Genomic DNA, 13,921 nt, shown 5'->3' with positions numbered 1-13,921 from the left:
CAGCCGTTACTGGCCCACTTCGAATAACGCCATGGCCTCGACATGCGCCGTCTGAGGAAACATGTCGAGAATCCCGGCCCTTTTTAACCGGTACCCCTGGCCGACCAGCACCTGCGCGTCTCGCGCCAGCGTGGCGGGGTTGCACGATACATAGACCAACCGCCTGGCCTTCAAGCGTGCGATGCTTTGCACCACCTCGTAGGCACCGTCGCGCGGTGGGTCCAAGAGTACCGCAGAAAAGCCCTCGGCGGCCCATTCGGCACCTGCCAAAGACTGCGATAAATCGGCCTGAAAAAACCGTGCGTTATGCACATTGTTGCTCGCGGCGTTGGCGGCAGCCCGATCGACCATCGCCTGCACACCTTCCACCGCCACCACTTCACGGGCCTGGCGAGCCAGCGGCAGGGCAAAATTGCCCAGGCCACAGAACAGGTCCAGTACCCGTTCGTCCGGTTGCGGCGCAAGCCACGCCAGCGCCTGTTGGATCATCAAGGTGTTGACCTGGGCATTGACCTGCACGAAGTCGCCCGGTCGCCACGCCAGCTCCAGCCCCCAAGGGGCCAGGTCAAACCCAAGTGTCGCGGCGCCATCATGTGGCGCCGGCTCACCCTCGCCCTGCAGCCACAGTTGCGCACCCGCCTGCTCGCAGAACGCCTGCAGGCGCGCCAGGTCGTCGTCGGCCAGCGGCGCTACATGGCGCACCAGCACTGCCTCGGCGGTGCCGCTGAACAATTCCACATGCCCCAGCGCCTGAGGCCTGCTCAAGCTGCGCAGCACGGTCGGCAAATGTCGCAGGATGGTTTGCAAGGGTTGTACCAGCACCGGGCAATCGTCGATGGCGATGATGTCCTGGCTGGCTTCGGCGCGAAAACCGACCTGCAGCTCGCGCGCCTTCACATCCCAACGCACGGCGATGCGCGCGCGACGGCGGTAGCCGAATTCCGGTCCGGCCAGCGGCGCGGCCCACTCATCAGGCTGCACACCGGCTACGCGCTGCAACTGCTCGGCGAGCAGGCGCTGCTTGAGCGCCAGCTGGCCCTCGTGGGGCAGGTGCTGAAGGTTGCAACCGCCGCAGCGGGCGTAATGCCGGCACGGCGCCTCGCGCCGCTCGGGGCTGGCCTGCAGCACGCGCTCAAGACGTGCTTCGACGATCTTGCCGCGGGCATTGAGCACCCGCGCCTCGACCGCCTCGCCCGCCAGGGCACCACTGACGAACCAGGTGCGCCCCTCGACAAAGGCGATGCCGCGTCCGTCACCGGCCAGGCGTTCGATGTCCAGGCGTTGTTTCTTGCCCACCGGCACCTGTGGGGTGCGGTCGCCGCCGGCTGGCTGGAAGCGCAGGCCGCTGCTGTTGCTTTTCTTTCTGGACATCAGGTCGCGTCGAACAGGCCGGTGGAGAGATAACGGTCGCCGCGGTCGCAGATGATCGCGACCATCACGGCATTTTCCACTTCACGGGACAGACGCAGCATGGCCGCGACCGCACCGCCGGAGGACACACCGCAGAAAATGCCCTCTTCGCGTGCAAGGCGACGGGTGGTGTCTTCGGCTTCCTGCTGGGACATGTCCACCACGCGATCGACGCGGGTGGCGTCGAAGATCTTCGGCAGGTATTCCTCCGGCCAGCGGCGGATACCGGGAATGGCCGAGCCTTCCATCGGTTGCAGGCCGACGATCTGCACCGCCGGGTTCTGTTCCTTGAGGTACTGCGAGCAGCCCATGATGGTGCCGGTGGTGCCCATGGAACTGACGAAGTGGGTGATGCTGCCCTGGGTCTGCTGCCAGATCTCGGGACCTGTGCTGGTGTAGTGGGCAATCGGGTTGTCGCCGTTGGCGAACTGGTCGAGCACCAGGCCGCGACCTTCGGCCTGCAGCTTTTCGGCCAGATCGCGCGCCCCTTCCATGCCTTCTTCCTTGGTCACCAGGATCAGCTCGGCGCCATAGGCGGTCATCGCCGCCTTGCGCTCGGCCGTGGAGTTGTCGGGCATGATCAGGATCATCTTGTAACCCTTGATCGCCGCCGCCATGGCCAGGGCGATGCCGGTGTTGCCGGAGGTCGCCTCGATGAGGGTGTCGCCAGGCTTGATCTGGTTGCGCAGTTCGGCGCGGGTGATCATCGACAACGCCGGACGGTCCTTGACCGAGCCGGCCGGGTTGTTGCCTTCGAGCTTGAGCAGAAGGGTATTGCTGGTCTGCCCGGCGATACGCTGCAGGCGGACCAGAGGGGTGTTGCCGACGCAATCGGCGATGGTTGGGTACTGCAAGGTCATGGGCGTGTTTCGCAATCAGGACGGCAGGGGCGCCTATCATACCGGCAAAGGACGCGCCGCCATATCACGCAATTGCTGGGAGATATAGCAGGTAGTTATATGGGAGACGAACCCTGCGCGGGCAAACTCGCGCTCGCAAGAACGGTGAAAGCCTTTTCAGCAGCAGGCTTACCCGCCAAGCCCTCGGTGTCGACACAAGGCAGGCGCATGCACAGCCGCAATCCCCGTTGCCCATTCTCGGCCCACAGCCTGCCGCCCTGACGCTGGATCGCACTGCGGGCGATACTCAGCCCCAGCCCAAAGCCTCCATCCCCGGGGCGCGAGCCGTCGAGCCGGGAAAACGGCGCGAAGATCCTTTCCAGATCGTCGTCATCCACCCCGCCGCCTTCATCTTCCAGGAACAACTGCCAGTGATTGCCCTCGCGCAGACCACTCAGGCGCACCACCCCGTCGTGCGGCGAGTGGCGGATGGCATTGCGCAGCATGTTCTCCAGCGCCTGGGCCAGGTGGTTGAGATTACCCTCCACCCAACAGCTGGCCGGCAACGTGCACTGCAACCGCTGCGCTGCCCAGCCGCTTTCGTAGCAGGCATTCTCCACCAGCAGGTCCCACAGGGCCTGAAGCTGGATGGGCTCAAGGTTCATCGGCGCACGCTCGGCATCCTGCCAGGCCAGTTGCAGGGTGTCCTCGACCAGTTGCTGCATGCAATCGAGTTCCCGTTCGAGGCGTTCGCGCAGACGCGCGACGTCGGTCTCGCCCTCGCAGGCCACACGCAGGCGGCTCAGTGGCGTGCGCATCTCGTGGGACAAGTCGCGCAACAGTTGCTGCTGCAGGGTTACCGTGCCCTGCAGGCGCTCGGCCATCTGGTCGAAGGCACGCGCCAGCTCGCCCAACTCGTCGTCACGACCGATCGTGCGCGAATCGAGCCGCGCCGAAAGCTGGTCGGCACGCCAGGCATTGGCCTGCTCGCGCAACTGGTTCAGCGGCACGATCAGCATCCGGTAGAGGCCCACGCACAGCAGCAGGGTGAACAGCCCCGGCATCACACCATTGGTGATGATCCGCCAGAACAACCGGTACTGGCCGGGGGTCAGGCGCTGGGGCAACTCGATCACCAGCATGCCCTGCTCGGGAGCCTGGGGGAACGGCACGCGCAGCCAGGGCTGATCGACGCTGCGCCTGCTCATCGGCCAGTCGACGCCGCGCAGGCGGGTCAGGCGCTGGATTTCCTCCGTGGACAAGCGAGCCCCGGCGAGCGGTCGCAAGCTGCCATCGAGCACCGCGATCCAGCCCGATTCACGCTGGCGCATGTCCAGCAACCAGCGCTCGAGGCCTTCCCGGCCGCCCTGGTTCCAGGCCTGCTCGGCCTCGGCGGCATAACCGCGCAACAGCTGCCGGGCAGGCTCGGACAAGAAGGCGTTCTGGGTTTCCATATGCCGGCCCCAGGTGTAGCTCAGGCCGATCATCAGCAGGCAGAAGCCCACCAGCAGCACCGCCAGCTTCCAGAACAGCGATCGACGATCGAGCATGCTCAGTCTGCCTCGCCGGCACAGAACACGTAGCCCTTGCCCCATACCGTGCGCACCTGGCGCTCGTGATAACCGATACCCTTGAGCTTGCGACGGATCTGGCTGACATGCATGTCCAGGCTGCGGTCATGGCGTGAATAGCCACGTTGCAGGACCTGCTGGTAAAGGAAGGGCTTGCTCAGCACCTCCTCCTGGCTGCGATTGAGGGTGTCGAGCAGGCGGTATTCGCTGGGCGTGAGCCCCGCAGCCTGCCCGTCGAGCGTCACGTCGCAGGCCTGGTCGTCGAAATGCAGTTGCCCCGGCAAGACGTCACGCGGCGCTTGATGCCGGCGCTCCAGGGCGACCCGGCGCAGGATCGCCTCGATGCGCACGCGCAGCTCGGCCATGCTGAAGGGCTTGGGCAGGTAGTCGTCGGCACCGCGCTGGAAACCGCTGATACGGTCCGCCTCGGCCCCCAGCGCCGACATCAGGATGACCGGCGTGGCGCTGCGCCGGCGCAGTTGCGCCAGGGCGTCCAGACCATTGAGCCCTGGCAGCAGGATGTCCAGCAACACCACATCGAAGGCCTCGCGGCCAGCAGTTTCCAAGCCTTCCAGGCCATTACGGCACCAGGTCACGCGGAAACCGCCGCGCTGCAGCTCCTCGTGCAGGTAGGCGCCGAGCACCGGATCGTCCTCGATGGCGAGGATGCTTGAGTCGTGAATGGATACGGTATGCATTGGCATCTGCCATGAATTCTCAGTTGCGCGATTATTGGCGAGGGACGCCGTTCTGGCAACCGAGTGTCGACCAATGCCGTTGCCAGCGCCGCGCGCCATAAAAAACCCGCACAAACAAAGTGCATTACCGGTGCGTGCGGAGTAACGTTCTGCGGGATCCCGTCCACTCGCGACGGCCCGCACGCACATGACAGGAGACAGGTGTGCTCGATCGTTTGGGAATCAGAAGCCGCGTCCTGCTGCTGGCCCTACTGCCCGCCGGGCTGATGGCGCTGGTGCTGGGCATTTATTTCACCTGGTTGCAGCAGAACGAACTGCGCACCCAACTGTTGCAACGCGGCAAGATGATCGCCGAGCAACTGGCACCGCTCGCAGCCCCCGCCCTGGCCCAGGAAGCGCCAGCGCAGCTCGAGCGCATCGCCGCCGAGGCTTTGGAGCAGACCGATGTGCGTGCCGTGGCTTTCCTGGCCCCGGACCGTTCGCGCCTGGCCCATGCCGGCCCCAGCATGCTCAACCAGCCGCCCAGTGGCGGCACCGGTACGCAACTGCTGCAACGCACCGGCAACGACGCCACGCGCTACCTGATGCCGGTTTTCGGCCATCACCGCGACCTGGCCACCGAAGCCGTGCCCAACGAATCCGAGCGCTTGCTTGGCTGGGTCGAAATCGAACTGTCCCACGACGGCACGCTCCTGCGCGGCTATCGCAACCTGTTCACCAGCCTGCTGCTGATCTTTGCCTGCCTGAGCCTCACGGTGCTGCTGGCATTGCGCATGAGCCGGGCGATCAACGGCCCGATCGGGCGCATCAAGCACGCGGTCACCCAGCTCAAGGAGGGCAATCTCGAAGAACGCCTGCCGCCCATGGGCAGCGTCGAGCTGGACGAGCTGGCGGCCGGGATCAACCGCATGGCCGAAACCCTGCACAACGCCCACGAAGAACTGCAGCACAGCATCGACCAGGCCACCGAGGACGTGCGCCAGAACCTGGAGACCATCGAGATCCAGAACATCGAGCTGGACATGGCGCGCAAGGAGGCCCTGGAGGCCAGCCGGATCAAATCCGAATTCCTCGCCAACATGAGTCACGAGATCCGCACCCCGCTCAATGGCATCCTCGGCTTCACCCACCTGCTGCAAAAGAGCGAGCTCACGCCTCGCCAGCTCGACTATCTGGGCACCATCGAAAAGTCCGCCGACAACCTGCTGGGGATCATCAACGAGATTCTCGACTTCTCCAAGATCGAAGCCGGCAAGCTGGTGCTCGACAGCATCCCCTTCAACCTGCGCGACCTGATCCAGGACACCCTGACCATCCTCGCCCCGGCGGCCCACGCCAAGCAGCTGGAGCTGGTCAGCCTGGTGTACCGCGACACGCCTCTGTCGCTGGTTGGCGATCCGCTGCGGCTCAAGCAGATCCTCACCAACCTGGTAAGCAACGCCATCAAGTTCACCCGCGAAGGCACGATCGTCGTGCGCGCCATGGTCGAAGACGAGCACGAAGACACCGCGCAACTGCGCATCAGCGTGCAGGACACCGGCATCGGCCTGTCACCGGCGGACGTGCGCACCCTGTTCCAGGCCTTCAGCCAGGCCGACAACTCGCTGTCGCGCCAACCTGGCGGCACCGGCCTTGGCCTGGTGATCTCCAAGCGCCTGATCGAACAGATGGGTGGCGAGATCGGCGTCGACAGCACGCCGGGCGAAGGCTCGCAGTTCTGGATCAACCTGAGCCTGCCCAAGGCCCACGACGACGCCGAGGAAATGCCCCTGCAAGCGTTGCTGGGCCGTCGCGCAGCGATCGTCGACGGCCACGAACTGGCCCGTCAGGCCCTGGAACACCAGCTTGAAGACTGTGGCTTGAGCGTCAGCCTGTTCTCGTCGTTCGAGCAGTTGCTGCAAGGCGTACAGGCCGCCAGCCAGGCCGGCCAACCCTTCGAATTCGCCGTGCTTGGCGCCAACCTGGGCAACCTCTCGCCCGACCAGCTCGGCCAGTATCACCAACAACTCGAACGCCTGGGCTGCCAGTGCGTGGTGCTGTGCCCGACCACCGAGCAGGCGCTGTATCACCCGTTCCTGCCCAATGCCCATGGCCAATTGCTGTCCAAGCCCACCTGCACCCGCAAGTTGCGCCGCCTGCTGCTGGAACTGGTGCAACCGACCCGCCCCAGCAGCGAACCGCGGCACACTGCCGGCTCGCGGGTGCCAAGGATCCTCTGTGTCGACGATAACCCGGCCAACCTGCTGCTGGTGCAGACCCTGCTCGAAGGCATGGGCGCCGCAGTCGTGGCGGTAGACAGCGGCTTCGCGGCAGTCCAGGCCGTGCAGGACGAACCCTTCGACCTGGTGCTGATGGATGTGCAGATGCCCGGCATGGACGGCTGCGCCTGCACCGAGCAGATCCGTCGCTGGGAAGCCAGCCAGAGTGGCCCGCCCCTGCCTATCGTCGCCCTGACAGCCCACGCCATGGCCAACGAAAAGCGCGCCCTGCTGCACAGTGGCATGGATGACTACCTGACCAAGCCGATCAGCGAGCGCCAGCTGGCCCAAGTGGTGATGAAATGGACCGGCCTGAGCCTCGGTACGCCCTCACTGGACCGCGCCACTGAACGCTTGCCCGATAGCAACGAGCTCAAGGTGCTCGACCACGAAGAAGGTTTGCGCCTGGCGGCCGGCAAAGCGGACCTGGCCGCCGACATGCTGGCGATGCTGCTGGCCTCGTTGGAAGGTGATCGCCAGGCCATCCGCAGCGCCCGCGAACAAGGCGATCGTTCGGCGATGATCGAGCGCGTTCACCGCCTCAACGGCGCTTCGCGCTATTGCGGCGTCCCACAATTGCGGGCCGCCTGTCAGCGCAGCGAGACGCTGCTCAAGCAGGACAGCCCGCAGGCATTGCAGGCGCTGGATGACCTGGAGCGCGCCATCCACCGACTGGCGGAGCAGGCGCACCTGCGTGCCTGATCGTCGACGACACACCGAAGGAATCCCCACCATGCGCGTCCTGTTGTTCAGCAGCCAGCACTACGACCAGGAAAGCTTCACCCAGGCCGCCGCCAGCCGCGCGCTGGAGCTGCATTTCCAGTCCGCTCGCCTCACCCCGGACACCGCCCCACTGGCCCAGGGCTTCGAGGTAGTCTGCGCCTTCATCAACGACGATCTGGGCGCCGAAGTCCTGCAACGCCTGGCCAGCGGTGGTACACGGCTGATCGCCCTGCGTTCGGCGGGCTACAACCATGTCGACCTGGCGGCTGCTGCACACCTTGGGCTGACGGTGGTGCGCGTCCCAGCTTATTCGCCGCACGCCGTGGCCGAGCACGCGGTAGCGCTGATCCTGGCCCTCAACCGCCGCCTGCACCGCGCCTACAACCGCACCCGCGAAGGCGATTTCACCTTGCATGGCCTGACCGGCTTCGACCTGCACGGCAAGACCGTGGGCGTGGTCGGCACCGGGCAGATCGGTGCTGCGTTCGCCCGCATCATGGCCGGCTTCGGCTGCCAGTTGCTAGCCTACGACCCCTACCCCAACCCCGAGCTGCTGGCCCTCGGTGCCCGCTATCTGGAACTGCCCGAACTGCTTGGCCAGGCACGGATCATCAGCCTGCATTGCCCGCTCACCGAGCACACCCGTCATCTGATCAACGCCGAGAGCCTCGCGCGCCTGCAGCCCGGTGCCATGCTGATCAACACCGGGCGCGGTGCGCTGGTCGATACCCCGGCGCTGATCGACGCGCTCAAGAGCGGCCAGCTCGGCTACCTGGGCCTGGATGTCTATGAAGAAGAGGCGCAACTGTTCTTCGAGGACCGCTCCGACCTACCACTGCAGGACGATGTGCTGGCCCGGCTGCTGACCTTCCCCAACGTGATCGTCACCGCGCACCAGGCGTTTCTGACCCGCGAAGCGCTGGAAGCGATTGCCGCGACCACCCTGGACAACATCGCCCGCTGGGCAGCAGGCGATGCGCAAAACACGGTCACAGGGTAGGATACGCGGCATTTCTGGAGGACCCATGGTCGAGCACGATTTCCGCTACACCCTTTTCAACCCGCAACACACCCTGATCGAATGCCGCGCGCTGGTGCCAGGCCGCTACCAGGTAACCGGCAACGGCGGATCGATGCACAAAGGCGACGTCCTGCTGGTGACGCTCAAAGGCAGCAAGGACCTGTCCATGCGCCTGACCGTCGAGAGCGTCCGTCACCTGATCAACCCGCGCGGCCAGTGGGTTGCCGTGGCCAGCGGCCCGGAGTTCAACGAACTGGAAATCCTCACCTGGCAGGTCAAGTGCGACAGCTGCGAGGCCGTGCTCGACTTCGAATTCGCCGTCGATGCAAAGCTCGGCAAGAAGGCCCGCCAGCCCGCCGCCAATGCACGCATCGCGGAGCTGGGCTGGAGCAGCCAGGGCGAGCGTCACCTGTGCCGCAACTGCCAGGGAAGCGCCCAGTGAAACACCTGTTGATCTGCGCCGCGCTGCTCGGCGGTCTGTTCGGCTGCGCGGCGCAGCCTTCCAAACTGCAGCAGGAGCAGAGCTATGTGCTGGAGTGGATCGGCGAACGCCCGCTGATCGACTACAGCCACCTGACCCTCACCCTGGCCGATGATGGCCGCGCCTATGGCAATGCGGGCTGCAACCATTGGTTCGCCAGCTATACCCTGGACGGCGACCAATTGAGCTTCGGCAAGGTCGGCAAGACCCGCAAGCTGTGTGCACCGGCATTGATGGAGCAGGAGCAGCGCTTCCTCCAGGCCCTGGAAACGGTGCAGCGCTGGGATGTGTCGGCGATCGAGCAGATCCGCTTCTGGCCGGCCGAAGGCAAGCCGCTGCGCTTCTGGCCTGAGGAAGGCTGAAGTGCATCGGGGCCGCTGCGCGGCCCATTCGCGGCACGAGGCCGCTCCCACAAGTAACACCGCAGTATTCAGAAGTTGCGGAGCTCTTGTAGGAGCGGCCTCGTGCCGCGAATGGGCTGCGAAGCAGCCCCGACAACAGGTCAGGCGCCGCCTTTGAGCGCCTTGATCTTGGCCTGCAGCCCTTCGAGCGTCTGCTCACCGAGCAACTGCTCACGCACCTTGCCCTTGTCGTCGATGATGTAGGTCACCGGCAGTGCTTCGCTGCGAGGCAGCTCGTAACGCTCGGCCGGGTCCTGGGCCAGCACGGTGAAGTCGATGCCCAGCGCCTGCACGGCCTGCTTGAGGTCGTCGCCCTGCAGCCCGTCGAAGTTCACCCCTACCACCTTGATGCCCTGGGCAGACCATTGCTTGGCCGCCGTGTTCAGTTCGGGGATCTCGGTGCGGCAAGGTCCGCACCACTCGGCCCAGTAGTTGAGCACCAGCCAGTGCCCGTCGATCTGCTCGGCCTTCACCATATTGCCGTGCTGGTCCACGCCGTAGTCCGCACCGCAGCCGCCGAGCAAAAGGCTCGCGGTGATGGCCAGTGCAGCTGCCAAACGCCTTGCCATGGGTCAATCCTTCTCGAAGTTTTAAGGCATGAAATGTCGATCGCTGCGGTTAGAATAGCCGCCACACCCAGCTGGATGCGACCCGTCATGACCGATTTGACCCTCTATCATAACCCGCGCTGCTCCAAATCCCGCGGTGCCCTTGAACTGCTGGAAGAACGCGGCCTGGCCCCGACCGTGGTGCGCTACCTCGAAACCCCGCCCGACGCCGCCACGCTCAAGGCGCTGCTTGGCAAGCTCGGCATCGGCGCGCGCCAGTTGTTGCGCAGCGGCGAAGACGAATACAAGGCCCTGGACCTGGCCAACCCCGCGCTCACCGATGCGCAGCTGATCGACGCCATGGTCCAGCATCCGAAACTGATCGAACGCCCGATCCTGGTCGCCGGCGACAAGGCCGTGATCGGTCGGCCCCCCGAGAAAGTCCTGGAGATCCTGCCGTGAACGATCCATTCATCCTGGTCCTGTACTACAGCCGACACGGCTCCACCAGCGAGATGGCCCGGCACATCGCCCGCGGTGTCGAGATGGCGGGCCTGGAAGCGCGCCTGCGCACGGTGCCGGCGATTTCCACCGAGTGCGAAGCCGTGGCGCCGGACATCCCCGCCAGCGGCGCGCTCTACGCCACGCTGGACGACCTGCGCCACTGCGCGGGGCTTGCCTTGGGCAGCCCGACCCGCTTCGGCAACATGGCCGCGCCGCTCAAGTACTTCCTCGACGGCACCAGCAGCCTGTGGCTAGGCGGTGAACTGGTCGGCAAGCCTGCGGCGGTGTTCACCTCCACTGCCAGCCTGCATGGCGGCCAGGAAACCACCCTGCTGTCGATGCTGCTGCCGCTGATGCACCACGGCATGCTGGTCACTGGCCTGCCCTATAGCGAATCGGCCCTGCTCGAAACCCGTGGCGGCGGCACGCCCTACGGCGCCAGCCATCATGCCGGTGCCGATGGCAAGCGCGAGCTGGACCAACACGAGATCGCCCTGTGCAGGGCGCTCGGCCAACGGCTGGCCAACACGGCCAAGGCCCTGGGTGGCGAGCGTGGCTAGAAAGCCCAAGGTCCTGCCTGCACTCGACTGGCTGGCCCCGCGCCTGCGCCTGACCCGGGCGCTGAGCCTGGCCTGCTTCTTCGGCCTGATCGCCTTGCTGGTGGTGAACAACCTGTGGTTCGCCGACCTGCATGGGGCGCGGGTCGAAGTGATCCTGGCCATCGAGCTGATTCCGCTACTGCTGTTACTGCCAGGCATGCTCAGTGGCAGCGCCCGGGCGCATGCCTGGACCTGCTTTGTGGTGAACATCTATTTCATCAAGGGCGTGCTGGCAGCGTTCGACCCGGCTCGGGCGCTGTTTGGCTGGATCGAGGTGCTGGTGAGCCTGGGGTTGTTCGTCAGCGGGTTGCTGTACGTGCGCTGGAAGTTTCAGTTCGAGCGGCGGATGGCCGGGGAAGGTAGCTGAGCTCAGTGTTGAAGCCATCGCGGGGCAAGCCCGTGATGGCTTCAGCGAGGACTCAATGATTGACGGTATGCGCCAGCATCACCGACAACTGGCACAGCGGCCGGCCACTCTCTTCATGCCACTGGTTGAACGCCTGCTGCACCAGCGCCAGGTCGCGCTGGCTGGTGGGCTGCTTGTCGATCACCTTCTGCGCGATCAAGGCTGCTGCCATGTCCTCGGTGGGGATGAAGGTATCCTTGCCGACCATGCGCAGGAAGCGCGGCGCCGACAGGCCACCGAGCTGGTTGCCATGCTTGGCCAGGTACTTCCACAAGCCGACGATATCGGTCTCGGGCCAGTCGGCGATAAAGGCACCGAAACTGCCCTTCTCCTTCGTCACGTCGAGGATCATCTGCGCATTGCGCGGCACGCTCTTGAGCTTGCCCAGGTGGCGGATGATGCGCTCGTCCTGCATCAGGCGCTCCAGATGCTCGGCGCCCATCAGTACAACCTTCTCCGGGTCGAAACCGAAGAACACCTGCTCGAACGCCGGCCACTTGGCGTCCACCAGGCTGTGCTTGAGCCCGGCGCGGAACACCCGCAGGGCCAGGGTCGACAGGTAGCGGTCGTCAGTGATGTCGCGCAACTGCGCCGGCGTGCGCGGTTGCGGCAGGAACGCTTCGAGCGCCTTGGCCGAGCCGAAGCGATTGATGCAGTACTCATGCAGCCACTGATAGTCGCGCATGAGGTCAGATGTTCAGTACGTCGAGGAAGCGCGGGGTGGCGCTCTCGTCGATCTTCAGGCTGGTGAAGTCGAACAGGTCGCGGTCGGCCAGTTGCGAAGGCGCGACGTTCTGCAGGGCGCGGAAGATGCTCTCGGTACGGCCCGGGTGCTTGCGCTCCCACTCCACCAGCATGTCCTTGACCACCTGGCGCTGCAGGTTCTCCTGCGAACCGCACAGGTTGCACGGGATGATCGGGAATTCCTTCATATCCGAGTAAGCCTGGATATCCTTCTCGCTGCAGTAGGCCAGCGGACGGATCACCACGTTGCGGCCATCGTCGGCGCGCAGCTTGGGCGGCATGCCCTTGAGCGCGCCGTTGAAGAACATGTTGAGGAAGAAGGTCTCGACGATGTCGTCGCGGTGGTGGCCGAGCGCCATCTTGGTCGCACCGATCTCGTCGGCGAAGGTGTACAGCGTGCCACGGCGCAGGCGAGAACACAGCGAGCAGGTGGTCTTGCCTTCGGGGATCAGTTCCTTGACCACCGAGTAAGTGTCCTTCTCGACGATGTGGTACTCGACGCCGAGGGTCTTGAGGTAGGCCGGCAGCACATGCTCGGGGAAGCCTGGCTGCTTCTGGTCCATGTTCACCGCGACGATCTGGAACGAAATCGGCGCCACCTTCTGCAGGTGCAGCAGAACATCGAGCATGGTGTAGCTGTCCTTGCCGCCGGACAGGCAGACCATGACCTTGTCGCCATCCTCGATCATGTTGTAGTCGGTGATGGCTTCGCCGGCGAGACGACGCAGGCGTTTTTGCAGTTTGTTCTGGTTGACCGAGAGGGTGCCCATAGCGCTTGGATCCGCGAGGTGTGACAAAAGCCGGCTATTTTACGCACAAACCGAGCACAGGCGTAGGCCATTCCGATAAAGAATCAACAGCGCCGCCAACAGCGCGATTTGCTCTAAAAAGCCGGGTTTGTGCCGGGTTCTGCTTCCTATACTGCGACATAAGGCCATATTACCGCTTGATCGGTTGCCTGGCCTCGGCCACAGGCGCTCCGCTTGGGGGGCGTTTGGCGACGACGATAGGAGTGACCGGCATGATCCATCACGTTCTGGGGCTGTTTACCCATCCCGACCAGGAATGGCGGGAGATTCGCGGTGAAGAAGAAAGCATCAGCCACATGTACCTGACCCACACCCTGATCCTGGCAGCGATTCCGGCGGTGTCCGCCTTTATCGGCACCACCCAGGTCGGCTGGGTGATCGGTGATCGACCACCGGTGATGCTGACCATGGAAAGCGCGCTGTGGATGAGCGTCATGTCCTACCTGGCGATGCTTGCCGGGGTGGCGGTGATGGGGGCCTTCATCCACTGGATGGCGCGCACCTATGATGCCAACCCTTCTATGGCACAGTGCATCGCCTTTGCAACCTACACCGCCACGCCACTGTTCCTCGGCGGCCTGGCGGCGCTCTACCCTCACCTGTGGCTGGGCATGCTGCTGGGCACAGCGGCCATCTGCTACACGGTCTACCTACTGTATGTCGGGCTGCCGACCTTCATGAACATCCCCACCGACGAAGGCTTCCTGTTCTCCAGCTCCGTGCTGGCGGTGGGCCTGGTGGTGCTGGTGGCGATCATGGCCGCCACCGTGATCATCTGGGGGCTTGGCGTGGGGCCGGTCTACACCAATTAGAAACACCAACACTGGGGCGTCGGGCCAGAGGCCGCCGTTTTGGCGGCCTCTGGCTTCGTGCTGACCGGCGGCTCGGCAAGCGTGCAGGGCTTGCGGC

The 13,921-nt window shown here is 64.9% G+C and carries 15 protein-coding genes; 8 read left to right on the top strand and 7 right to left on the bottom strand.

The genetic code is table 11. The features are described from left to right. Positions 1-6: 6 nt before the first annotated feature. From rlmD to F6X62_RS18780, 4 genes are all read right to left on the bottom strand, one after another. Complete coding sequence (gene rlmD, locus F6X62_RS18795) at positions 7-1,371, bottom strand: 23S rRNA (uracil(1939)-C(5))-methyltransferase RlmD (RefSeq protein WP_153774385.1); 1,365 nt, start codon at positions 1,369-1,371, stop codon at positions 7-9. Continuing rightward, a complete protein-coding gene (gene cysM / locus F6X62_RS18790) occupies positions 1,371-2,270 on the bottom strand; it encodes a cysteine synthase CysM (protein ID WP_054892899.1) in 900 nt (299 codons plus the stop codon). Before cysM ends, rlmD begins: the two co-directional genes overlap by 1 nt. A gap of 95 nt (positions 2,271-2,365) precedes the next feature. Next, positions 2,366-3,799, bottom strand: coding sequence for a sensor histidine kinase (locus F6X62_RS18785; protein ID WP_153774384.1), 1,434 nt, complete (start codon positions 3,797-3,799; stop codon positions 2,366-2,368). 2 nt (positions 3,800-3,801) lie between these two features. Next, positions 3,802-4,518 carry a response regulator transcription factor gene (locus F6X62_RS18780; RefSeq protein WP_054892900.1) on the bottom strand — a complete coding sequence of 239 codons (717 nt, stop codon included), beginning with the start codon at positions 4,516-4,518 and terminating at the stop codon, positions 3,802-3,804. Positions 4,519-4,721: 203 nt separating this feature from the next. Here F6X62_RS18780 and F6X62_RS18775 point away from each other — a divergent pair, with 203 nt between their 5' ends. From F6X62_RS18775 to F6X62_RS18760, 4 genes are read left to right on the top strand one after another with little or no spacing between them, the layout of a single operon-like run. Then, on the top strand, positions 4,722-7,478 hold the full coding sequence (locus F6X62_RS18775) for a response regulator (RefSeq protein WP_153774383.1): 2,757 nt from the start codon (positions 4,722-4,724) through the stop codon (positions 7,476-7,478). 31 nt (positions 7,479-7,509) lie between these two features. Beyond that, positions 7,510-8,499, top strand: a complete 990-nt coding sequence (locus F6X62_RS18770) for a 2-hydroxyacid dehydrogenase (RefSeq protein ID WP_054892902.1) — start codon at positions 7,510-7,512, stop codon at positions 8,497-8,499. A 25-nt stretch (positions 8,500-8,524) separates the two neighbouring features. Further along, positions 8,525-8,962, top strand: a complete 438-nt coding sequence (locus tag F6X62_RS18765) for a hypothetical protein (protein ID WP_153774382.1) — start codon at positions 8,525-8,527, stop codon at positions 8,960-8,962. Continuing rightward, positions 8,959-9,363 (top strand): META domain-containing protein, encoded by a 405-nt coding sequence (locus tag F6X62_RS18760; protein ID WP_153774381.1) that lies wholly within the window; start codon positions 8,959-8,961, stop codon positions 9,361-9,363. Before F6X62_RS18765 ends, F6X62_RS18760 begins: the two co-directional genes overlap by 4 nt. 140 nt (positions 9,364-9,503) lie before the next feature. On the opposite strand, the gene F6X62_RS18755 is transcribed toward F6X62_RS18760, so the two are convergent. After that, positions 9,504-9,971, bottom strand: a complete 468-nt coding sequence (locus F6X62_RS18755; RefSeq protein ID WP_063543573.1) for a TlpA disulfide reductase family protein — start codon at positions 9,969-9,971, stop codon at positions 9,504-9,506. 87 nt (positions 9,972-10,058) lie between these two features. Between F6X62_RS18755 and arsC the strand changes: the two genes are divergently transcribed. The 3 genes from arsC to F6X62_RS18740 are packed head-to-tail and all read left to right on the top strand — an operon-like array spanning position 10,059 to position 11,420. After that, the gene (arsC, locus tag F6X62_RS18750) at positions 10,059-10,412 is read left to right on the top strand and encodes an arsenate reductase (glutaredoxin) (RefSeq protein WP_054892906.1); all 354 of its coding nucleotides are present in this window, start codon (positions 10,059-10,061) and stop codon (positions 10,410-10,412) included. Beyond that, a complete protein-coding gene (gene wrbA / locus F6X62_RS18745; RefSeq protein ID WP_054892907.1) occupies positions 10,409-11,014 on the top strand; it encodes an NAD(P)H:quinone oxidoreductase in 606 nt (201 codons plus the stop codon). Before arsC ends, wrbA begins: the two co-directional genes overlap by 4 nt. Further along, positions 11,007-11,420 carry a DUF2069 domain-containing protein gene (locus F6X62_RS18740; RefSeq protein WP_065861389.1) on the top strand — a complete coding sequence of 138 codons (414 nt, stop codon included), beginning with the start codon at positions 11,007-11,009 and terminating at the stop codon, positions 11,418-11,420. The genes wrbA and F6X62_RS18740 overlap by 8 nt, the downstream gene beginning before the upstream one ends. A 52-nt stretch (positions 11,421-11,472) precedes the next feature. On the opposite strand, the gene F6X62_RS18735 is transcribed toward F6X62_RS18740, so the two are convergent. Next, complete coding sequence (locus F6X62_RS18735; RefSeq protein ID WP_054892908.1) at positions 11,473-12,144, bottom strand: DNA-3-methyladenine glycosylase I; 672 nt, start codon at positions 12,142-12,144, stop codon at positions 11,473-11,475. Between the two features lie 4 nt (positions 12,145-12,148). Next, the gene (ttcA, locus tag F6X62_RS18730) at positions 12,149-12,973 is read right to left on the bottom strand and encodes a tRNA 2-thiocytidine(32) synthetase TtcA (RefSeq protein ID WP_054892909.1); all 825 of its coding nucleotides are present in this window, start codon (positions 12,971-12,973) and stop codon (positions 12,149-12,151) included. A 251-nt stretch (positions 12,974-13,224) separates the two neighbouring features. Between ttcA and F6X62_RS18725 the strand changes: the two genes are divergently transcribed. After that, a complete protein-coding gene (locus F6X62_RS18725) occupies positions 13,225-13,824 on the top strand; it encodes a Yip1 family protein (RefSeq protein WP_054892910.1) in 600 nt (199 codons plus the stop codon). The last annotated feature ends 97 nt before the right edge of the window (positions 13,825-13,921 follow it).

The sequence above is a fragment of the Pseudomonas sp. MNR3A genome, from assembly GCF_009650575.1.
Classification (GTDB): Bacteria; Pseudomonadota; Gammaproteobacteria; order Pseudomonadales; family Pseudomonadaceae; genus Aquipseudomonas; species Aquipseudomonas machongensis.
The sequence above is the reverse complement of the archived record's forward strand: the minus strand, read 5'-3'. Positions and strand labels throughout refer to the sequence as shown.

What these genes read in the sequence shown, in the direction of transcription:
- rlmD (WP_153774385.1), bottom strand. Translation starts at nt 1,371, where the DNA reads ATGTCCAGAAAGAAAAGCAACAGCAGCGGCCTGCGCTTCCAGCCAGCC.
- cysM (WP_054892899.1), bottom strand. Translation starts at nt 2,270, where the DNA reads ATGACCTTGCAGTACCCAACCATCGCCGATTGCGTCGGCAACACCCCT.
- F6X62_RS18785 (WP_153774384.1), bottom strand. Translation starts at nt 3,799, where the DNA reads ATGCTCGATCGTCGATCGCTGTTCTGGAAGCTGGCGGTGCTGCTGGTG.
- F6X62_RS18780 (WP_054892900.1), bottom strand. Translation starts at nt 4,518, where the DNA reads ATGCATACCGTATCCATTCACGACTCAAGCATCCTCGCCATCGAGGAC.
- F6X62_RS18770 (WP_054892902.1), top strand. Translation starts at nt 7,510, where the DNA reads ATGCGCGTCCTGTTGTTCAGCAGCCAGCACTACGACCAGGAAAGCTTC.
- F6X62_RS18765 (WP_153774382.1), top strand. Translation starts at nt 8,525, where the DNA reads ATGGTCGAGCACGATTTCCGCTACACCCTTTTCAACCCGCAACACACC.
- F6X62_RS18755 (WP_063543573.1), bottom strand. Translation starts at nt 9,971, where the DNA reads ATGGCAAGGCGTTTGGCAGCTGCACTGGCCATCACCGCGAGCCTTTTG.
- arsC (WP_054892906.1), top strand. Translation starts at nt 10,059, where the DNA reads ATGACCGATTTGACCCTCTATCATAACCCGCGCTGCTCCAAATCCCGC.
- F6X62_RS18735 (WP_054892908.1), bottom strand. Translation starts at nt 12,144, where the DNA reads ATGCGCGACTATCAGTGGCTGCATGAGTACTGCATCAATCGCTTCGGC.
- ttcA (WP_054892909.1), bottom strand. Translation starts at nt 12,973, where the DNA reads ATGGGCACCCTCTCGGTCAACCAGAACAAACTGCAAAAACGCCTGCGT.
- F6X62_RS18725 (WP_054892910.1), top strand. Translation starts at nt 13,225, where the DNA reads ATGATCCATCACGTTCTGGGGCTGTTTACCCATCCCGACCAGGAATGG.